The sequence below is a fragment of the Cyanobium sp. Cruz CV13-4-11 genome (genome assembly GCF_024346055.1).
GTDB lineage: Bacteria > Cyanobacteriota > Cyanobacteriia > PCC-6307 > Cyanobiaceae > Cyanobium.
This window is the reverse complement of sequence record NZ_JAGQCH010000001.1, coordinates 104508-124432: the sequence shown is the minus strand read 5'-3', so window position 1 is coordinate 124432 and position 19925 is coordinate 104508. Positions and strand designations below refer to the sequence as shown.

Here is a 19925-nt window from a genome sequence, read left to right as displayed (position 1 = left end):
GGTCCCGATCGTTCTCCCGCCATGACCCTGTTCTTCGCCCAGACGGCCTGGCTGGTTCCGCTGTATCCGCTGCTGGCGTCCCTGCTGTCGCTGCTGTGGTCTCCGGGGCTGATCTCACGCACGGGCCCCCGCCCCTGCGGCTATCTCAACCTCACCCTGGTGAGCGTGGCGTTCGTCCATAGCGCCGCCGCCCTGATAGCCCTCCATTCCAATTCCGCCGCCGGTGCCGCTGCCCTCTACAAGCCCCTCACCTTCGGCTGGACCTGGCTGGAGACCGCCGGGCTCAAGGTGGGCTTCGACGGCCTGATCACCGAGCCGGCCCTGATCGCGATGACGGTGATCACCGGCCTGCATGTGCTGGTGCAGATCTACGCCATCGGCTATCTGGAGATGGACTGGGGCTGGCCCCGCTTCTTCGGGTCCCTGAGCTTCTTCGAAGCCGGTCTGTGCGCCCTGGTGCTCACGGATTCTCTGTTCTTCAGCTACGTGATTCTCGAGCTGCTCACCCTCGGCACCTATCTGATCGTGGGCACCTGGTACAACCAGCCCCTGGTGGTGAAGGGCGCGAGGGATGCCTTCCTCACCAAGCGGATCGGCGACCTGATCCTGCTGGCGGGCCTGATAGCCCTGCTGCCGATCACCGGCACCTGGAACTTCCATGGGCTGCAGGCCTGGGCCGCCGATCAGGTCAACAACGGCAACCCCCTTCCCCAGGTTCTGCCGTTGATCCTGCTGGCCTTGATCGCCGGGCCGATGGGCAAGTGCGCCCAGATCCCCCTGCACCTGTGGCTCGATGAGGCCATGGAGAGCCCCTTGCCCTCCACCGTGCTTCGTAACTCGGTGGTGGTGGTGGGCGGCGCCTGGGTGCTGCTGCGGCTCGAGCCCCTGATCGAACTCAGCCCCCTGGTGCAGACCGTGCTCGTGATCGTGGGCGGAACCACTGCCCTGGTGGCCTCCCTGATCGCCCTCGCCCAGATCGATGTGAAGCGCGCCCTCTCCTTCCTGGTGAGCAGCTGGCTCGGCCTGCTGTTCGTGGCGGTGGGTCTGGGTGGCATCAGCGTGGCCGATCACCTGATGCTGGTGTACCCCCTGCCAATGGCGCTGATGTTGATGGTGATCGGCGCCATCGTGATCACCAACGTCACCCAGGACCTCACCCAGCTTGGGGGCCTGTGGAGCAAGCGTCCGCTGATGGGCCTGGCCTTCCTCACAGGCGCCGCTGGCCTGATGGCCTTGCCGCCGTTCGGTGGCTTCGCCGCCCTGCGCGAGCTCATGGAGCTCACGGCCGAGAGCTCCCATCCGGTGCTGCTCGGTTGCCTGGTGCTGTTCACCAATGCCCTGATCAGCGCCGGCCTGATCCGGGTGTTCGGTCTGATCTGGGGCGGGCGTCCGTCGGTGTTCACCACCCGCTCCGCGGAGGTGCTGTGGCTGATGGCCCTGCCCACCTTGGTGCTCATGGGTCTGGTGCTTCACCTGCCGCAGCTGATGGTGATCAACGGCGTCTTCGCCCTGTCCCCCCTTCCGGGCTGGGGTCCGCTGGCGGTGCCCCTGCTGATCTCCACCCTCGTGGGCGGCGGCCTCTCGGCGGCGTTCTACCTGCGGCCCCACCCCCTGGCCCACCTGCCCGCTGCCCTCGGCGGCCTGCAGGACTGGCTGGCCCACGACATGCAGACCGAGAGCTTCTACCACCGCACCGTCGTGTGGCTGGTGGTGGCCCTGGCCCGGCTCAGCGCCTGGTCGGATGACCGGCTGATCGAGGGCTTCAGCGGAGCCTCCGGCAGCGCCGCCCTCGAGGGAGCCCGCCGCCTCAGCTTCACCACCTCCGGCCGCACCCAGGCCTATGCCCTCACCCTCGTTCTCGGGGTGCTGCTGATGGCCGCCTGGCTGCTGGCCTCCGCGCCTTCCGTTCCGTCCGAACTCGTTCGCCCGTTCCGCTGATGGGATCGTCCTCACTCCTGCTTCTCCTGGCGGCACCCCTGGCCGGCACCCTGCTGCTGCCCCTGCTGCCGGCAACCGTTCCTTCCGTTCGGGTCCGCGGCATCGCGGCCCTGTTCGGCGCCCTTCAGTTCCTGGTGGGCCTGCTCTGTTGGCAGCACCCCCCCGCCGACCTGCAGCTCTCCTGGCTGCCGAAACTCGGGCTCAGGCTCGATCTCGGTCTCGACGGGCTCTCGCTGCCGCTGGTGCTGCTCACCGCGCTGATCACCTCCCTTTCGATCCTCTCGGCAGCGGCGGACCAGTCCCGGCCGCGGCTGTTCTTCTCCCTGATGCTGGCCACCAACCTTGGTGTCGTCGCGGGTTTGCTGGCCCGCAACGCCCTGCTGTTCGTTCTGGCCTTCGAGCTGGTGCTGATCCCCATCACCCTGCTGTTGGCGATCTGGGGCGGCGAGAAACGGGCCGGGGCCGCGGTGCGTTTCCTTCTCTATGGCGCCGTCTCCGGCCTGGCCCTGCTGGCGGCCGTGCTGGCCTTCGCCTGGTTCAATCCCGCCGGTCCGCTCTTCGCTTTCGAGGATCTTCGCCAGGCCCAGTTCTCCCCCACGGCCCAACGCTGGATCCTGGCCCTGCTGCTGCTCTCCTTCGGCCTGAAGCTTCCCGTCTTTCCCCTGCACGGCTGGCAGCCCTTCACCTACGGCCAGGCCCCCACCCCGGTGGTGATGCTGCTGGCGGGCTCCGTCTCCAAGCTGGGCGCCTACGGCCTGCTGCGCTTCGGCGTTGGCTTCCTTCCGGACACCTGGGCCGCCTGGTCGCCGTGGATCGCCGCCGCCGGTGCCATCAGCGCGGTGTACGGCGCCCTCAACGCCATCGCCCAGAGCGACATCCGCCGCCTGATGGCCTACAGCTCCCTCGGGCATATGGGCCTGCTGGTGCTGGGGCTCTCGGCCGCCACCCCCCTGAGCCTGCAGGGGGCGGTGGCCCAGATGCTGGCCCACGGAATGATCGTGGCCCTGCTGTTCGCCTGCGTGGGGCTGATCGAGCGCAAGACCGGCACCACCTCCATTCCGGAGCTCTCGGGCTTGATGAATCCGCTGCGCGGACTGCCGTTCACCATGGGCATGCTGCTGCTGGCCATGATGGCGGCCGCCGGCATCCCCGGCCTGGCTGGCTTCCCGGCCGAGCTGCTGGTGTTCGAGGGCAGCTGGACCACCTTCCCCCGCGCCACCCTGGTCAGCCTGATCGCCTCGGGCTTCACTGCCGTCTACGCCGTCCGCCTGTTCAACAGGGTGGGCTTCGGCCGCCTCGACAACGAGCGGGCCGACTGGTCCTCCACCTGCTGGAGCGAGCGGGCGCCGGCCATGGCCCTCACCGTGCTCGTGATCGCAGCGGGCCTCTGGCCTACGGCCCTCACGGGCTGGAGTGAGACGGAATCCACGGCTCTGGCCCTGCGCACCCAGCCGTTCCTGAGCAGCTCCCCCCTCGTCGCCGTCACCCTCCCTTCAGCCTCGGAGCTGCGCACGTCATGACCCCCCCCACCGCCACAGCCCCCGAGCCCGTCACCGCTCCCCTGATCCCGCCCTCCACCCATCGCTATGCCGATGTGATCCACCGGCTGGAGGCCGGCGGCTCGATGCTGCCGGACACGCCGGAGAACCTGATGCAGATCATCGGCATCTACAAGGCCTATGCCGTGCCGATGGACTTCTACTGGCGCGACCTGCTCTACATCGCCGAGCAGGTGTTTCTCGATCCCCTGCCGGCCTTCAAGTACTTCATCAGTCAGGAGTACCTCGATCTCCCCAATTCCTACGCCGGCGATCAATCGAAGCTGCGGATCTGGCGTGGTGGCGAGAAGGCCCACCCCGAATTGCTGGAGTTCATGGCCAAGGGGGAGGCCGGCAAGATGCCGAAGCTGCTCCATCACCTCTGGCATGACCGGATCAACATGGAGTTCGCCGAGGCCTGCATGGAAGCCATGCTCTGGCATCAGGGCATGGGCGGTCGCTTCTACGACTATCTCGCCAGTGATGCTTACCGGGCCAACGCCGATCGCGCCATCAAGGCCTACTTCCGCGGCAATCCACTGATGCTCGGCCTCTATCGCCTGTTCCCTGAGATGTTCATGGAGCAGGTGAAGAAGATGAGCTACTACGCCAACCTCGGCCTGTTCTGGGAGGTGATGGCGCCGGTGTTCTTCGAGATGAGCGACATCTACGACGAGGGAGGTTTCAAGGGTGTTCCCGACGCCATGAACTTCCTGGTCAACGGCATCTTCGCCGTGGCGGGCCGCCCGATCTACCATCATGTGTTCATCGGCGGGGAATGCTTTGAGATCATCCCCAAGAGCGAAGGCTTCACCTGGCTTTACGAAGCGGCTTTGCCCTACGTGGAGGCGGTGTTCTATCGCACGGCGCCATTTCGGGGCACCAAGAGCTACAACGCCCAGGCCGGTCAGGTGCCTGCCGATCAGGCCGATTTCCACTACGGCATCCTTTACGCCGACGTGTTCCCCGTGGGCTCGGCCGGCATCCCTCCCACCCTGCTGATGCAGGACATGCTGCATTTCCTGCCGCCCTATCTGGTGGAGCTCTACAAGAATCACAAGCGCGGTGAGGAGGATCAGCTGATCCAGCTGGGCATCACCTTCCAGCGCTCGATGTACAACGTCACCTCGGCGGTGATCCAGGCCCTGCGCTGCGCCCTGCTCTATCCCCTCGATGACACCGATCCCGAACACCTGATGGCCAACCGGCGTTTCTTCGAGGCCCAGATGGACCGCTTCCTCAGACCCGAGGCCCGCCTTCCCCAGATCCAGACCCCGGACTACCGCTAGGAGATCCCCATGGCCAACATCATCGAGACCGCCAAGGGCGCCGGCGTCTTCGGCACCCTGCTCACCGCCGTCGAGGTGGCCGGGCTCACGGGTGCCCTGGAAAGCCCCGGCCCCTTCACCGTCTTCGCCCCGGTCGACGACGCCTTCGCGGCCCTTCCCCCCGGCACGGTCCAGACCCTGGTGGACAACTTGCCCCAGCTGGCCCGGATCCTCAAATTCCATGTGCTTTCCGGGGCCTACCGGCGGGAGGAACTGGTGACCCAGCCGGAATGGGAGAGCCTGGAGGGGGCACCGGTGGCGATCCGGCGGGCGGAGCCCTTCGAGGTCAAGAACGCCACCGTTGTGTCCGCCGACATCGTCTGCGACAACGGCATCGTGCATGTGATCGACAGGGTGATCCTGCCGGGATGAGTAGAGCGGGCCTGCTGGGGCTGGCGCTGGTCGGTGCCCTGGTGGGCTGCGCCGCCGGCAACGGGGACCCCGGCAGCCCCACCATGGCCAAGATCCGTGAACGGGGACGGCTGGTCTGCGCCGTGGATGGGGCCGTTCCTGGATTCAGCACGGTGGGCCCCGGCGGCGCCTTCGTGGGCATCGACGCCGACTTCTGCCGGGCGGTGGCTGCCGCGGTGCTCGGGGACCCCACCAAGGTGGAGTTCCGGCCGGTGACGGCAGGCGAGCGCTTCGTGGCCCTCAGCAGTGGCGAGGTGGACCTGCTCTCGATCAGCTCCACCCACACCCTCAGCCGCGACGCCCCAGGCGGCAATGCCCTCAGCTTCGGGCCCGTTTTCTTCTATGACGGCCAGGGGGTGATGGTGCCCGCGGCCAGCGGCATCCGCCGCCTGCAGGATCTGGCCGGCAAACCGATCTGCGTCGAGAGCGGCACCAACACCGAGCTCAACCTGGCCGATCGCATGCGGGAGCTGGGGATCACCTACCAGCCGCTGCGGTTCCAGTCGGGCGAGCAGGCCTATCCGGCCTACGAGCAGGGGCGCTGCGCCGCCATCACCAGCGACAGCTCCCTGCTGGCGGCCAAGCGCAGCGGCTTCAAGGAGCCGGCGGCCCATGGGCTGCTCCCCGAGCTGCTCAGCAAGGAGCCCAGCGCCAAGGTGACGGTGCAGGCGGATCCGGCCTGGGCCGATGCGGTGCGCTGGGTCACCCACACCCTGGTCCAGTCGGAGGAGAGCGGCCTCACCCAGGCCAACGTGGAGGCCCGGCGGGCCGCCGCCAAGAAGGACACCAGCCAGGCGGAGCAACGCCGCTTCCTGGGAATCGAGGGGGATTTCGGCCGCCAGCTGGGCCTGCCCGCCGACTTCACGGTGCAGGTGGTGAAGGCGGTGGGCAACTACGGCGAGCTGTTCGAGCGGCACCTGGGCAGCGCCACGCCCTTGGGCCTGGAGCGGGGTCTCAACCGGCTCTGGAGCCGCGGCGGCCTGCACATCGCCCCGCCCTTCCGCTGAGGAGGTTCCGGGCGGCCTACCTGCGCCGGCCCGCACCTGCAACAATGCGGCCACTCAAGGAAGCAAGCATGCTCTGGTACCGGACCCTCTCCCTCGGGGCCTCCCTCCTGGCCGCCGGCCTGCTCGCCGGATGCGCCGGCGATGGTGGCGGTGTGCAGAGCCAGAAGCTCTCCACGATCACCGGGCGGGGCAAGCTGATCTGCGGCGTGGAGGGCAAGCTGCCCGGCTTCAGCTTCGTGGGCCCCGACGGCAAGTACCTGGGCCTCGACGTGGACGTCTGCAAGGCGGTGGCCGCTGCGGTACTGGGGGACCCGGCCAAGGTGGAGTATCGCGACCTGAACTCCAGCGAGCGCTTCGCCGCCCTGGCCAGCGGCGAGGTGGATCTGCTGTCGCGCAACACCACCATGACCCTCAGCCGCGACGCGGCCGGCGGCAATGGCCTCAGCTTCGCCCCCACCACCTTCTATGACGGCCAGGGCGTGCTGGTGCCCGTGGCCAGCGGCATCAAGGACCTCAAGGGCCTCGCCGGCAAGCCGATCTGCGTCGAGAGCGGCACCACCACCGAGCTCAACCTGGCCGACCGGATGCGGGAGCAGAACATCCCCTACACGCCGCTGAAGTTCCAGACCAGCGACCAGACCTTTGCCGCCTATCTCGGCGACCGCTGCGTGGCCGTCACCAGCGACCGCTCCCAGCTGGCGGGCAAGCGCACCAGCTTCCCCAACCCGGATGCCCACACCCTGCTGCCCGTGGTGATGAGCAAGGAGCCCCTCACCCCCGCCACCACCAACGGCGATCCCGCCTGGGCCGATGCGGTGCGCTGGATCGTCTACGGCCTGATGCAGGCCGAAGAGAGCGGCATCACCCAGGCCAACGTGGACGCCAAGCTGGCCGAGGCCAAGGACAACACCAACCAGGCCGACCTGCGCCGCTTCCTTGGCGTCGAGGGTGATTTCGGCAAGCTGCTCGGTCTGCCGCCCGACTTCGTGGTCAAGGCGGTGAAGGCCGTGGGCAACTACGGCGAGATCTTCGACCGCAACGTGGGTCCAGCCTCGGCGCTCAAGCTCGACCGGGGCCTCAACCGCCAGTGGAAGGACGGCGGCCTGATCTACTCGCCTCCCTTCCGTTGATGGCGCCGGTCCCCCCCGCCGACCCGACCCCTTCGCCACTGTCTGCCCCCAAACGGCCTGCCCCCAAGCCGCCCTGGTGGCGCGACCGTCGCATCGTGCCCTGGGTGGTGCAGGCCGTGGTGGGTCTGCTGGTGCTGCTGCTGATCGCCTTCCTGCTGGGCAATCTGATCCGCAACCTGACGGCGGCCGGCCTGCTGCTGAGCTGGCGCTGGCTGCAGCAGCCCGCCGGCTTCGACATCTCGGAATCGGTGATTCCCTTCAATGCCCAGCTGCCCTACTGGCGCGCCCTGGCGGCCGGTCTGGTCAACACGATCCGGGCGGTGCTGGTGGGTCTGGTGGGGGCCACCCTGCTGGGCACCCTGGTGGGAATGGCCTCCTTCAGCCACAACGGCCTGCTGCGGCGGCTGGCTCGGGTCTACGTGGAGGTGGTGCGCAACATCCCGCTGCTGCTGCAGCTGGTGTTCTGGTACTTCGTGGTGTTTCTCACCCTGCCCAACGGCCTGGCGGCGATCCAGCTCCCCGGCGTGGTGCTGGCCAAATCGGGCCTGTACATCGCCGGGTTCGGCGAGGGACTGCGCTGGATGGGCCCCACCCTGGTGAACGGGGTCTGGCAGGCACCGGTGCGTCTGAGCGTCGAGTTCGGCGCCCTGCTCACCGGCCTGATCGTTTATTCGGGGGCCTTCATCGCCGAGGTGGTGCGGGGCGGCATCGCCGCCGTTCCCAAGGGGCAGTGGGAGGCGGCCTCTTCCCTGGGGCTGAGCTGGTTCGCCACCCTGCGCCGCATCGTGCTGCCGCAGTCGCTGCGGGTGATCGTGCCGGGTCTGAACACCCAGTACATCTCCCTGGCCAAGAACTCCTCTCTGGCCGTTGCCGTGGGCTACACCGACCTCTATTCCGTGGCCGAAACCACGCTCAACCAGACCGGACGGGCGGTGGAGGTGATTCTGGTGCTCCTGGCGGCCTACCTCACCCTCGACCTGCTGATTTCGGCCCTGATGAACGGTCTCAACCACCTGGTCCAGATCCGGGAGCGCTGAGATGAACTCCCTGCTGCGGCGGCTGCGCGCCGAACTCTTCGCCACCCGCACCGACACGGTGCTGAGTCTGGCCCTGATCACGATGCTCAGCCTGGGGGCCTTCGGCGTCCTGCGCTGGGCCCTCACCCAGGCCCAGTGGACCGTGGTAAAGGTCAACAGCACCCTGTTCGCCGTGGGCCGCTACCCGGTGGAGCAGCAGTGGCGCCTCTGGCTGCTCACCGCCCTGCTGGTGGCAGCCAGCGGCGCCACCTGGGGCCTGCTGCGGGCCCACCCCCGCCCCGACCGCACCGGCGTGCTCTGGCCGCGCAACGACCGGCTCGCCGTGGGCCTGCTCGGGCTGATCGCCCTGGCCGTGCCCTGGGCCCTGGAACTGAGCCTGGCCATTGCCAGCCGCTGGTGGGGGCTCGCCGTGCTGCTGGTTCTCTGCCGCTGGCTGGCCGGCCGTTTCGGGCCCGGGCTCTCTCCCACCGGCAGGCGGCTCGCCGCCCTGGTGTGGCCGCTGCTCTACCTGGTGGGGATGGTGCTGATCAGCGGCGGCCTGGGCCTGGTCAGCGTCTCCCCTTCGGAATGGGGCGGACTGATGCTCACCCTGCTGGCCTCCAGCTTCGCGATCCTGCTGTGCTTCCCGATCGGGGTGCTGCTGGCCCTCGGGCGCCGCAGCGACCTGCCGCTGCTGCGCTGGGGTTCGGTGCTCTACATCGAGTTCATCCGCGGCGCGCCGTTGATCACCCTGCTGTTCCTGGGCCAGAACATCCTCGGTTTCCTGCTGCCCGGCGGCCTGGCGCCCGACCGGGTCTGGCGGGCGGCCTGGGTGCTCACCTTCTTCGCCGCGGCCTACCTGGCCGAGGCGGTGCGCTCCGGTCTGGCGGCCGTGCCCCGGGGCCAGCTGGAGGCCGCCCGCTCCCTGGGTCTGTCCTATCCGAAGGCGCTTCAGCACGTGGTGCTTCCCCAGGCCCTGCGGGTGGCCCTGCCGGCGATGGTGGGCCAGTTCATCTCGCTCCTGCAGGACACCACCCTGCTGTCGCTGATCGGACTGCTCGAACTGCTCGGCACGGCCCGCACCGTGATGGCCAACCCGGCTTTCCTGGGGCGGAACGGTGAGGTGTACCTCACCCTGGCGGTGCTGTTCTGGGGTTGCTGTGCCGCCCTCGGACTGGGCAGCCGGGCCCTGGAGCGGCGCCTTGATCCCCACGCGGTGCCTTCCGCCACCTGATTCGCGTTCCCCATTCCCACCTCCCCAGCTCCGATCCCGCTGCCCGCCCCATGAGCCAACCCAGTAACGAACTGATGATCGAGGCGCGGGGCGTCGAGAAGTGGTACCCCAACGGATTCCAGGCGTTGCGCGGCGCCAGCCTGACGGTGCGGCGCGGCGAGGTGGTGGTGATCATGGGCCCCTCGGGCTCGGGCAAGAGCACCTTCATCCGCACCTTCAATGCCCTGGAGGATTTCCAGAAGGGCAGCATCACCGTCGACGGCATCGTGCTCTCCGACGACCTGCGCAACATCGACGCCGTCCGCCGGGAGGTGGGGATGGTGTTCCAGCAGTTCAACCTGTTTCCCCACCTCTCGGTGCTCGACAACCTCACCCTGGCCCCGGTGCTCGTCCGCAAGCGCCCGAAGGCCGAGGTGGAGCAGCAGGCCTGGGCCCTGCTGGAGCGGGTGGGCATCGCCGAACAGGCGGGCAAGTTTCCCGGCCAGCTCTCGGGGGGCCAGCAGCAGCGGGTGGCGATCGCCCGGGCCCTCTGCATGGAGCCCCGCATCCTGCTGTTCGATGAACCCACCAGCGCCCTCGACCCGGAGATGGTGCGGGAGGTGCTGGAGGTGATGCAGAACCTCGCCGCCGACGACATCACCATGGTGGTGGTGACCCACGAGGTGAAGTTCGCCCGCCATGTGGCCCACCGGGTGGTGCTGATGGCAGAAGGCGAAGTGGTGGAGGAGGCCGAACCGGAGGTGTTCTTCACCAACCCCAGCCACCAGCGCACCCGTCGTTTCCTGGATCAGATCCTCTGAGGGAGGCTGCCACCGGGGGCCGCGACGCGGGAGCCGCTAGCCCCTGGTCGCCCAGTCGGCGGCATTCAGCTCCGGAAACAGACCGTCCTCCCGCTGCACCCCCACCAGCCATTCCCGGGACAGGTCGGTGCCGTGCTCGAGGGCATCGATCAGGCGCCAGAAACGGTCGAGATGGCGGTGGATGCGCTCGCGGGCCAGGCCGGTGGTGGTGCCGGCCCGCAGGATGAAGCTCCAGTCGGAGCTCTGGGCCAGCAGCAGTTCGCGCCCCGCCTGGGTCAGCAGGGCGCGCTGGTCGGTGCTGCCCACACCCCGGTTGACCCGTTGCACCATGGCGCGGGAGGCCCGCTGCCACTCGGCCACGACCCAGGCATTGGTGTCGTTCAGCCAGTAGTCGTGGTAGCCCCCCTGGCCCCAGCTGGAGGGGGCCGGCCGGCAGACCTGCAGTGCCCGGTTCTGGCTGAGCACGTCGCGCAGGTGGGTGAAGCCCACATCCATCGCCGGGCCCTGGCGGAACAGCTCGGCCAGGAACTGGGGCCCTTCGAACCACCAGTGGCCGAACAGTTCGGCATCGAAGGGCGCCACCAGCAGCGGTGGCGGCTCGATCGTGGCGGCCAGGTGGGCCATCTGCTGGCAGCGACCGCGAAGAAACGCCGCCGCATGCTCCTTCACCTTCTCCGAGGCCCGCTCCGGGTCGTAGGGCTGCTTCATTTCCAGGGGACAGCCCTGGGCGCTGACCCGATGCAACTTGAGGCCCAGGGGGCGCCGGTCGCGGATGCCGAGGGCGCCCAGCGCCTCTTGGGGCAGGTCCCAGCCCAGGTCGCGGTGGAACTCCCGGTAGGCCCCGTCGCCCGGGTAGCCCTGGCTGGCACTCCACACCGGCAGGGTGGATTCGCTGTCACGGGCGAAGAAAGCCACCCCGGCGGTGGAACAGATCGGGGCATAGACCCCGTAACGGGGCCTTGGCAGGCCATGGAGCAGGCCGTGGCCGTCGAGCAGGGAGTAGCGCAGGCCGCACTCAGCCAGGAGCCGGTCGAGATCCTCGTAATAGGCGCATTCCGGCAGCCAGATCCCCAGGGGGCGCACACCGAGCAGCCGCTGGTGCTCCCGCACGGCGGTGAGCAACTGGGCCCGCACCGCCTCGGGCGAATCCCGCAGCAGGGGCAGGTAGCCGTGGGTGGCGCCGCAGGTGATCAGGTCGAGAACCCCCTGCTCCTGCAGGCGCCGGAACCCGGGCAGCAGGCTCCCCCCCAGCTGCCGCCACTGGGCCTCGATGGCCGCGAGCGTGGACTGGAGCTGGCGCGCCGGCAGCTCCAGCTGCGGATCCACCTGGTCGAGCAGGGTGCGGCGCAGGGCCAGCCAGGCCGGGAAACGGCTGTTCAGGGCCCTGTCGCTCAGCAGCGACAACAGGGTGGGGGAGAGGCCGAGGGTGAGTTTCGGCCGTTGCTCCGGGTCGGCGGCGGCCCGCTCCAGCACGGCCAGCAGGGGCAGATAGCATTCCTGCAGGGCCTGGAAGTACCAGTCTTCCTCCAGCGAACCCGGTTCTCCCGATCGCACGTAAGGGAGGTGGGCATGCAACACCAGGGCCAGATCGCCTGCGGCCATGGGGAAACCTCTGTGGCGCCACTGTACGGTCCGCTCACGGAGCCATCCCTGCCGGCCCCTAGAGTGGGCCTAACTCATAGCTGTTCCGCTTAACCCCATGGCCCGCGATCCCGGCCGGGTATTGATCTTCGATACCACCCTCCGCGACGGGGAGCAGTCCCCTGGCGCCAGCCTCAACCTCGAGGAGAAGCTCGCGATCGCCCAGCAGCTGGCCCGCCTGGGGGTCGACATCATCGAAGCCGGCTTTCCCTTCGCCAGCAGTGGCGATTTTCACGCCGTTCAAAAGATCGCCGCCAGCGTTGGCACCCCGGAGGGACCGGTGATCTGCGGCCTGGCCCGGGCCGCCAGCGGCGACATCAAGGCCTGCGCCGACGCCGTCGCCCCCGCCGCCCGCCGCCGCATCCACACCTTCATCGCCACCAGCGACATCCACCTGGAGCACAAGCTGCGCAAGAGCCGCGCCGAGGTGCTCGCCATCACCGCGGAGATGGTGGCCTACGCCCGCTCCCTGGTCGACGACGTGGAGTTCTCCTGCGAGGACGCCGGCCGCAGCGACCCCGCGTTCATGCACGAGGTGATCGAGGCGGCGATCAACGCCGGTGCCACCACCATCAACATTCCCGACACGGTGGGCTACACCACCCCGGCCGAATTCGGCGAGATCATCGCCGGCATCAACCGCTCGGTGCCCAACATCGACCAGGCGGTGATCTCGGTGCATGGGCACAACGATCTGGGGCTGGCCGTCGCCAACTTCCTCGAGGCCGTCAAGAACGGTGCCCGCCAGCTGGAGTGCACCATCAACGGCATCGGCGAACGGGCCGGCAACGCCTCCCTTGAGGAGCTGGTGATGGCGCTGCATGTGCGCCGCAGCTACTTCAATCCGTTCCTGGGCCGTCCGGCCGAGCAGCGCGACCCCCTCACCAACGTGCGCACCGAGGAGATCACCAAGACCTCCCGGCTGGTGTCCAACCTCACCGGCATGGCGGTGCAGCCCAACAAGGCGATCGTGGGTGCCAATGCCTTCGCCCACGAGTCCGGCATCCACCAGGACGGCGTGCTCAAGAACCGGCTCACCTACGAGATCATCGATGCCCGCACCGTCGGCCTGGCCGACAACCGCCTCTCCCTCGGCAAGCTCTCGGGCCGCAGCGCCTTCCGCGCCCGGCTGGAGGAGCTCGGCTACAGCCTGGAGCGCCACGACCTCGACGACGCCTTCACCCGCTTCAAGGAGCTGGCCGACCGCAAGCGGGAGATCACCGACCGGGATCTGGAGGCGATCGTCAGTGAGCAGGTGCAGCAACAGGACGCCCCCCACTACTCCCTGCAATCGGTGCAGGTGAGCTGCGGCACCAACCTGAAGCCCACCGCCACCGTCACCCTGCGGGACGGGGACGGCATCGACCTGACCGAGGCGGCCATCGGCACCGGTCCGGTGGATGCGGTCTGCCAGGCGCTCAACCACCTGGCCCAGGTGCCGAACGAACTGGTGGAGTTCAGCATCAAGTCCGTCACCGAGGGCATCGACGCCATGGGTGAGGTGACCATCCGCCTGCGCCACCAGGGCGTGCTCTATTCGGGCCATGCGGCCGACACCGACATCGTCGTGGCGGCGGCCCAGGCCTTCGTCAACGCCCTCAACCGGCTGGTCTCCGGCAGCCAGCGCGCCCCGCTCCATCCCCAGAAGACCCCCCTTCCGGTGGCGGAACTGCCGCGTCTGTGAACGCCCCCAACCGCTCCCCGCTGGCCACCGGGCTGCAGCTCGCCCTGCTGCTGCTGGTGGCCGTGCTGCTGCTGCTGCCCCTGCTCTGGTTGGTGAGCACGTCCCTGAAGGGGCCGGCGGAGGACATCTTCACCAGCCCCCCGGCCCTGCTGCCGAGCCAGCCGAGCCTGGAGGCCTACGGGCGCCTGTTCGCCGCCAATCCCATGGGCACCTACCTGCTCAACAGCACGATCGTCAGCGCCCTGGCGGTGCTGGCCAACCTGCTGTTCTGCTCCCTGGCGGCCTACCCCCTGGCGCGGATGCGCTTCCGCGGCCGGGGGCTGGTGCTGGCCCTGGTGGTGGCCACGATCCTGATCCCCTTCCAGGTGGTGATGATCCCGCTCTACCTGCTGATGGTGCAGATCGGCCTGCGCAACACCCTCTGGGCCCTGATCGTGCCCCAGGCGGCCACGGCCTTCGGCATCTTTCTGCTGCGCCAGAGCTTCCTGGCGGTGCCGGTGGAACTGGAGGAGGCGGCCCGGATCGACGGCTGCACCCCCGTCGGAGAGTGGTGGAACGTGATGCTGCCGGCGGCGCGGGCCGACCTGATCACCCTGGCGATGTTCGTCTTCATCGGCACCTGGAGTGATTTCCTCTGGCCGCTGATCATTCTTGACGACCCCACCCTCTACACCCTGCCCCTGGGCCTGCAGCAGCTGGCCAGCAGCTTCTCCCTCGACTGGCGCCTGGTGGCGGCCGGCTCGGTCGTCTCGATCCTGCCGGTGCTGCTGCTGTTCGTGCTGCTGCAGCGCTATATCCTGCCCAGCGCCAGCGGTGATGCCGTGAAGGGCTGAAGCGCCCGGTCAGCGTGGAATGGCCCTCAGGGGCTGCCGGGACCTGGCGGGCGCAGAACGCCGCCATCACCGCGGTCGGACGGAGGGGGACTGGGGCGACCGCCGGGGCTTGACGTGGGCGGCGGCGGCGCGGGGAAGAGGTCCGGATCGGCCTGGGGGCGGCGCACGGCGCGGCCCTGCATGTCGGCCAGGGCAGAGCGCCACTGCTCCTGCTGCCGCTCGAGCGCTTCCAGCCGCTGGGCGCCGGACTCAAGCGTCTGCAGGCGTCCCAGCATGGCCCGCTGCTGCTCCTCCAGCACGGAGGTGCGATCGAGGGCCCGGCTGTTCTCCAGTCCCTGCAGGCGCTGCTCGATCCGCATCAGCCGCTGGTTCTGCTCCTGCGTCTTGCTCAGGATCACCAGAAACAGCACCGCCAGCATGGTGCTCAGACCGATCTGGAGCCAGCCGGTCCAGACCGGCGGACCCAGGGGGGCCTGCGGGGGGTGCCCTGCGCCGTCGTCGTCGCGGTCGGTGATCGAGACCATGCGCCCCCTGTCCTGACCCATCCTGCCCTGCGCGGACCTGGCCGTCAGGCCCCGCTGCGAGCGCTGGCGCCGGCCAGCAGCTCGGCCACGGTGGAGCGGTAGACGGCCGAGGCCTGCTCCGGATCGCGGCCGATGCAGGTCATGCCCAGCTTGCCGAACTCCGAGAGGCAGCCCAGCAGGTGGAAGACGCTGCCCTGCAACCGGGCGGGGTCGTAATGCAGGCCGGCCTCGGCGACGATGTCGATCAGATCGAGGGGCATCAGGCCCCGCAGGCGGGGGTCGCTGAAGTTGTCGGTGGCGCGGTAGTGCAACGGCTGGCCCGTGGGGGAGAGGAAGCGGCCCGTGGCGGGCTCCAGGCTGCCGGCGGTGATCGCCCGCAGGGCCATGAACGGATGGGTGGTGCCGCCCTGGCGCAGGTTGACTTCGATGGCCTGGAGATCCCACGTGTCGCCGAAGCGGCGGGCGATGAAGTCGACCCCATAGCGCTCCAGGGCCCCTTCGGCGGCGAGGGCCTGGCCGACGGCTTGGCCGTGCTCCATCAGCGCCACCCGGTAGGGCTCGGCGGCGGGGAAGCAGCAGCCCAGATACGTCTGGCCGCCGGGGCCACCGAGGATCTGCTCGTGGGTGGAGAGCACCTCCACCAGCCCGCCTGGATGGATCGTGCCCTGCACACTGGGAGAACGCAGCTCGGCTCCACCCTCCAGCCAGGCCTCGGCCAGGGCCCCCTGACGGGTCAGCAGTTCCTTCCAGGCGTCCGCCGGCATCGGCAGGCCCTCCAGGGCCTCGGCCAGCCGGACGACCCGCTCCCGCCTGGAGAGACCGGCCAGGGCCAGGGGGGTGAAGTCGAGCCGGGCATTGCCTTCACCGCTGAAGCCCTCGTTCAGCTTGATCACGCAACCGCCCAGCTCGGGGTGCGCGTCCCAGAGATCGGCCACCGCCTCGGCCAGATCCCCGGGGCTGTGGGCCAGCCCGGTGCCAGGGGGATGGGGAACGCCACAACGGCCGAACAGTTCCCGGCTGCCCGCCTTGGTGCCCCAGTAGCCCAGGGCCGGGTCGGTGCCCAGCAGGGGCACCTGCAGACGTTCGGAGAGCGTCTTCTCCAGCTCCGTCACCACGTAGCAGTTGATGAAGCTGCGACCGGGCCGCAACCGTTCCCGGATCCTGCCCAGCAACGCCGGACGCTCCAGCAGCTTCTGGGTGAGCGGCCGGGCGGAGCCGTCATCGGTGTCGAACAGGTGCAGCCGCCGGCGGGCATGGGAGGTGGGGACCCCGGGCATCAGCTCCAGCACGGCATCCACCACCAGTTCCGGCAGCAGCTTGCTGGTCACGTAGACCACCTGAACCCCGGGGTTGCGGAGCCGCATCAGGGAGAACAGCTGCCGTTCCTCGTAGTGGTGGGCTCCGGTCACCAGGGCCAGCTGGGAGGGGTCCATGGTGAGCGAGGGCACCATCAGCAGATCGAAGTCCACACCGGCCCCGCCGGCACCGGCCTCGCCGTGCTCCCGGCCCCAGGGGGCCTGCAGCTGCCCCTGCAGTTCGCGGAAGCTCAAGACCACGGCGCAACGGGCGGAATGTCGTCATGCTGCACCCAACAACGGCCAGCGCCAATGGAGTCCATCGCGGTCAGTGCCCTTGGCTATGGGGCCGCCACGTTGACCACCCTCAGCCTCTTCCCCCAGGCCGTGAAGACGGTGCGCAGCGGCGACACCAGCGCCATCTCGCTGCGGATGTACGGCCTGTTCACCCTGGGCATCCTGGCCTGGGCCGCCTACGGACTGCTCAAGGCCGATGGGCCGGTGATCGTCGCCAACCTGATCACCCTGGTGCCGGCAACGGTGGTGCTGGAACGCAAGCTGCGGGCGCTGCTGGAGGGGCGAGAGCCCTGGGGCCGTGGTCCCCGGGGGAAGGGCTGAGATGGCGGCACCCTTCAGCAACGATGCCCTGTTCGTCGCCATCGGAGCGGTACCAGGGGCCTGGTTGCGCTTCCGGGTCGTCAACCATTTCGAGCCGATGCTGCCCCGCAAGCACTGGGGCACCTTCGGTGTGAACCTGATCGCCTGTTTCGCCCTCGGCCTGCTGGTGAGTCTGCAGACCAGCTGCGGGTTGGCGGCGGGCCGCACCCTGCTGCTGCTGGGCACGGGATTTCTGGGCAGCTTCAGCACCTTCTCCACCTGGATCGCTGAACTGCACGCGACCCTGCACCGGCACCAGCGCCGGGAGGCCCTGCTCCTCTGTGGCGGTTCGGTGCTGGGGGGGCTGCTGGCCGTGGGCGCCGGCCTCGCCCTGGGCAGCTCCTAGGCCGGAGCCATGGCACCATCCCCCACCGGAAGCTCTCCCAGCCTGCGCCGCGAAGCGCGGGACCTGCTGCTGGTGGCCACCGGCGCCGTGCCTGGTGCCCTGCTGCGCTGGCAGCTGGAGGACCTGGGCAAGGGCCTGGCGGGGGGCCACGCCGGTCTGATCGAGTCCGACCTGGTGGCCAACCTGCTCGGCACGTTCCTGATCGGTGTGATCGCGGGGCTGCCTGCCCCCCGGCCCCGGCTGATACTGCTGGGGGGCATCGGCTTCTGCGGCTCGCTCACCACCTTCAGCAGCTGGATGCTGCAGATCAGCCTGGCCCTGCGCCGCGGGCGCCCCGACGAAGCCCTGGCCGTGGTGCTGATCAGCCTGCTGGCGGGGCTGCTGGCGGTGCGTGCGGGTCTGGTGGTGGGCCGCCGGCTCGGCCACGGGAGGCTCAGGCGCTGAAGGCCTTGCGGGGGGAGATGGGGTAAGGAATGCGCCGGTGACGCATGCGCCGCCAGACCCGCACGAAAGCCCGGATCACCAGTTCCAGTTCCGCCCGGGAGATGCCGCTGCCATCGAGCTGGCCGTCGTTCTGTCGGGCTTCGACGAGGCGTCGCACCATCGACTGGGCCTCGGCCTCCGTGGTGCCCGGCGGCAGGGAGCGCAGGGCGGCTTCGCAGCCATCGGCCAGCATCAGGATGGCCGTCTCCCGGCTGCGGGGGGCGGGGCCGCGGTAGCGGAACTGCTCCTCCCGCACCGCAGGATCCCGTTCCTTGGCCTGGTGCAGGAAGTAGCCCATCTTCAGCCTGCCCTGGTGCTCGGGAATGAAATCCGCCAGGGGGCGGGGCAGGCGGTAGCGACGGGCCAGCTTCAGACCCTCATCGACATGGGCCTGGAGGATGGCGGCGCTGGCAAAGGGATCATCCAGTTCGTCGTGGGGGTTGGCGCCGTTCTCCTGGTTCTCGATGAACCACTGGGGACCGTGCAGCTTGCCGACATCGTGGTAAAGGGCACCGGTGCGGATCAGATCCACATCGGCCTGGATGGCACGGGCCCCCTCCTCCGCCAGGCCACAGATCATCAGGGTGTGCTCGAAGGTGCCCGGCGCCTCCATCGAGAGGCGCCGCAGCAGGGGGCGTTCCAGGTCGGCGAGCTCCATCAGCCGGGCCCGGGTGAGCAGGCCGAAGAAGCTCTCCACCAGAGGCGCCAGCAGCAGCCCCGCCATCAGCAGACCCGTGACCAGCAGGGCCTCCTGGAGCAGGTCGCTGCCGCTGAACGGTCCTGGGGAGGTTTCCAGGGCGCGCAGGTTGAACGTCTGGATCAACAGCCACTGGAGCAGCACGGCGCCGACCGGGAGCAAGAGGGCCAGTTGCAGCAGCTGGGCCCGGTTGCGCTGGCGTCCGGCGAGCACGGCGGCGACGGCAGCCAGCAGGGCCGCCACCCCCAGCTGGGTCGCCAGCAGTCCCTGCACCGGCACCGGCCAGAGCATGGCGGCCACGGCCAGCCAGGCCAGGCCGGCGGCCGTGCCCAGGCCCTGGGACAGCAGCAGGGTGGGGGGAAGCAGAAGGGCCAGGGGACTGACCTGGCTGCCCAGCCAGAGCTTGCACCCCTGCACCAGCAGCAGCATCGCCAGCGCCAGCAAGGCCTGGCGGGGTTCGAGACTGGCTCGCCAGCGGCGCATCACCAGGAGCATCACCCCGCAGGCGGCCAGGGCCTCACTGAAGCGGACCAGCCAGGCCAGGGGGCGGGGGCGATGGTTGACCAGGTCGAAGTGCTCCAGCACATCGAAGGCCTGGGGGCTGATCGGTTCCCCCTGGCGGGTGATCAGGTCGTTCTTGCGCACCCGGATCGTGGGCAGCCCCTGGCGGGTGAGCAGGTCTTCGATCCGGCGCTGACTGAGGAAGCTGTCGCCGCGAAGGTTGGTGCGTCCCTGCAGGCTGCTGGCCAGCAGGCGGCTGCCGAGGCTGCGGGCCGGTGGTGACAGGTCGTTGAGCTGCAGCTCCGCCGCCAGCAGCAGCTGACCCTCGGACAGGCTGGCCACGACGCCCTGGCTGAGCATGCGCTGCTGGGCCCGTCGCAGGGAAATCTTCCAACGCATCAGCTCGGGGGGCGTCAAGCCGGTCAGCCAGCGGCGCTCCTCTTCGGTGAGGTTGAGGGAATCGGGGCGGGGCTGGTCGTCGGCCACCTGCTCGCGCACGTTCTGCAGGCGTTGCTCCAGCCGTTGCACCAGGGCCTCGCTGGCCTGGGGGTCAACCACCTGGACCTGGCTGCGCGGCAGCATCTGGCTGCGGCGCTGCTCCAGATCAGCGCTGTCGATGACCGTGGCATCGGCGGGCGCCCGGGCGGTGAAGGGGGCCGCCATGCCGGGCCGCAGGTTGGGCTCCACCAACCAGGGCCAGCTGGAGAGCAGGGCCACCAGGAGGCAGCACAACAGCACCAGCAGGGAGCCCCCGCTGCGCCAGGCCACCAGGGCCTGGCGGGGACGCTCGAGCCGCAACAGCTGGCGCCAGAGTCCCCTGATCGGCCGCAGCCCCATTCTCATAGAGTCCACGCTAGCCAAT

General features: G+C 69.2%; 18 protein-coding genes. 14 read left to right on the top strand and 4 right to left on the bottom strand.

Annotated features, from left to right (window positions below):
* Positions 1-21: 21 nt before the first annotated feature.
* Genes KBZ12_RS00685 through KBZ12_RS00645 form a run of 9 tightly spaced genes read left to right on the top strand, consistent with a single transcriptional unit; the run spans position 22 to position 10402 of the window.
* On the top strand, positions 22-1938 hold the full coding sequence (locus tag KBZ12_RS00685) for an NAD(P)H-quinone oxidoreductase subunit F (protein WP_254955718.1): 1917 nt from the start codon (positions 22-24) through the stop codon (positions 1936-1938).
* The gene (locus KBZ12_RS00680; protein ID WP_254955717.1) at positions 1938-3458 is read left to right on the top strand and encodes an NADH-quinone oxidoreductase subunit M; all 1521 of its coding nucleotides are present in this window, start codon (positions 1938-1940) and stop codon (positions 3456-3458) included. Before KBZ12_RS00685 ends, KBZ12_RS00680 begins: the two co-directional genes overlap by 1 nt.
* On the top strand, positions 3455-4765 hold the full coding sequence (locus KBZ12_RS00675) for a CO2 hydration protein (RefSeq protein ID WP_254955715.1): 1311 nt from the start codon (positions 3455-3457) through the stop codon (positions 4763-4765). Before KBZ12_RS00680 ends, KBZ12_RS00675 begins: the two co-directional genes overlap by 4 nt.
* A gap of 9 nt (positions 4766-4774) precedes the next feature.
* Complete coding sequence (locus KBZ12_RS00670) at positions 4775-5176, top strand: fasciclin domain-containing protein (RefSeq protein WP_254955713.1); 402 nt, start codon at positions 4775-4777, stop codon at positions 5174-5176.
* Positions 5173-6222 (top strand): amino acid ABC transporter substrate-binding protein, encoded by a 1050-nt coding sequence (locus tag KBZ12_RS00665; protein WP_254955711.1) that lies wholly within the window; start codon positions 5173-5175, stop codon positions 6220-6222. The genes KBZ12_RS00670 and KBZ12_RS00665 overlap by 4 nt, the downstream gene beginning before the upstream one ends.
* Before the next feature lie 44 nt (positions 6223-6266).
* The gene (locus tag KBZ12_RS00660; RefSeq protein ID WP_254955710.1) at positions 6267-7352 is read left to right on the top strand and encodes an amino acid ABC transporter substrate-binding protein; all 1086 of its coding nucleotides are present in this window, start codon (positions 6267-6269) and stop codon (positions 7350-7352) included.
* Positions 7352-8389 (top strand): ABC transporter permease subunit, encoded by a 1038-nt coding sequence (locus KBZ12_RS00655; RefSeq protein WP_254955709.1) that lies wholly within the window; start codon positions 7352-7354, stop codon positions 8387-8389. Before KBZ12_RS00660 ends, KBZ12_RS00655 begins: the two co-directional genes overlap by 1 nt.
* 1 nt (position 8390) lies before the next feature.
* Positions 8391-9602 (top strand): amino acid ABC transporter permease, encoded by a 1212-nt coding sequence (locus KBZ12_RS00650; RefSeq protein WP_254955708.1) that lies wholly within the window; start codon positions 8391-8393, stop codon positions 9600-9602.
* Between the two features lie 50 nt (positions 9603-9652).
* Positions 9653-10402 carry an amino acid ABC transporter ATP-binding protein gene (locus KBZ12_RS00645; RefSeq protein WP_315859266.1) on the top strand — a complete coding sequence of 250 codons (750 nt, stop codon included), beginning with the start codon at positions 9653-9655 and terminating at the stop codon, positions 10400-10402.
* 36 nt (positions 10403-10438) lie between these two features.
* On the opposite strand, the gene KBZ12_RS00640 is transcribed toward KBZ12_RS00645, so the two are convergent.
* Positions 10439-12004, bottom strand: a complete 1566-nt coding sequence (locus KBZ12_RS00640; protein ID WP_254955707.1) for a glycoside hydrolase family 57 protein — start codon at positions 12002-12004, stop codon at positions 10439-10441.
* A gap of 97 nt (positions 12005-12101) precedes the next feature.
* Between KBZ12_RS00640 and KBZ12_RS00635 the strand changes: the two genes are divergently transcribed.
* Both KBZ12_RS00635 and KBZ12_RS00630 read left to right on the top strand, forming a co-directional pair.
* Complete coding sequence (locus KBZ12_RS00635; RefSeq protein WP_254955706.1) at positions 12102-13727, top strand: 2-isopropylmalate synthase; 1626 nt, start codon at positions 12102-12104, stop codon at positions 13725-13727.
* Positions 13724-14560: a carbohydrate ABC transporter permease gene (locus KBZ12_RS00630; RefSeq protein ID WP_254955705.1), complete on the top strand. Its 837-nt coding sequence runs from the start codon at positions 13724-13726 to the stop codon at positions 14558-14560. Before KBZ12_RS00635 ends, KBZ12_RS00630 begins: the two co-directional genes overlap by 4 nt.
* Positions 14561-14586: 26 nt before the next feature.
* Here the strand turns inward: KBZ12_RS00630 and KBZ12_RS00625 are convergent, their stop codons facing one another.
* Complete coding sequence (locus KBZ12_RS00625; RefSeq protein ID WP_254955704.1) at positions 14587-15105, bottom strand: hypothetical protein; 519 nt, start codon at positions 15103-15105, stop codon at positions 14587-14589.
* Positions 15106-15128: 23 nt separating this feature from the next.
* A complete protein-coding gene (locus KBZ12_RS00620; RefSeq protein WP_254955703.1) occupies positions 15129-16640 on the bottom strand; it encodes a peptide ligase PGM1-related protein in 1512 nt (503 codons plus the stop codon).
* A 51-nt stretch (positions 16641-16691) separates the two neighbouring features.
* Here KBZ12_RS00620 and KBZ12_RS00615 point away from each other — a divergent pair, with 51 nt between their 5' ends.
* The 3 genes from KBZ12_RS00615 to KBZ12_RS00605 are packed head-to-tail and all read left to right on the top strand — an operon-like array spanning position 16692 to position 17826.
* Positions 16692-16997 (top strand): SemiSWEET family sugar transporter, encoded by a 306-nt coding sequence (locus KBZ12_RS00615; protein ID WP_254955702.1) that lies wholly within the window; start codon positions 16692-16694, stop codon positions 16995-16997.
* Between the two features lies 1 nt (position 16998).
* Entirely contained in the window at positions 16999-17382 is a 384-nt protein-coding gene (locus tag KBZ12_RS00610) for a CrcB family protein (protein WP_254955701.1), read from the top strand.
* A gap of 9 nt (positions 17383-17391) precedes the next feature.
* Positions 17392-17826 (top strand): CrcB family protein, encoded by a 435-nt coding sequence (locus KBZ12_RS00605; RefSeq protein WP_254955700.1) that lies wholly within the window; start codon positions 17392-17394, stop codon positions 17824-17826.
* Here KBZ12_RS00605 and KBZ12_RS00600 read toward each other — a convergent pair.
* Positions 17816-19906, bottom strand: coding sequence for an HDIG domain-containing metalloprotein (locus tag KBZ12_RS00600; protein ID WP_254956010.1), 2091 nt, complete (start codon positions 19904-19906; stop codon positions 17816-17818). The two genes, KBZ12_RS00605 and KBZ12_RS00600, sit on opposite strands and share 11 nt — an antisense overlap.
* Positions 19907-19925 lie beyond the last annotated feature (19 nt).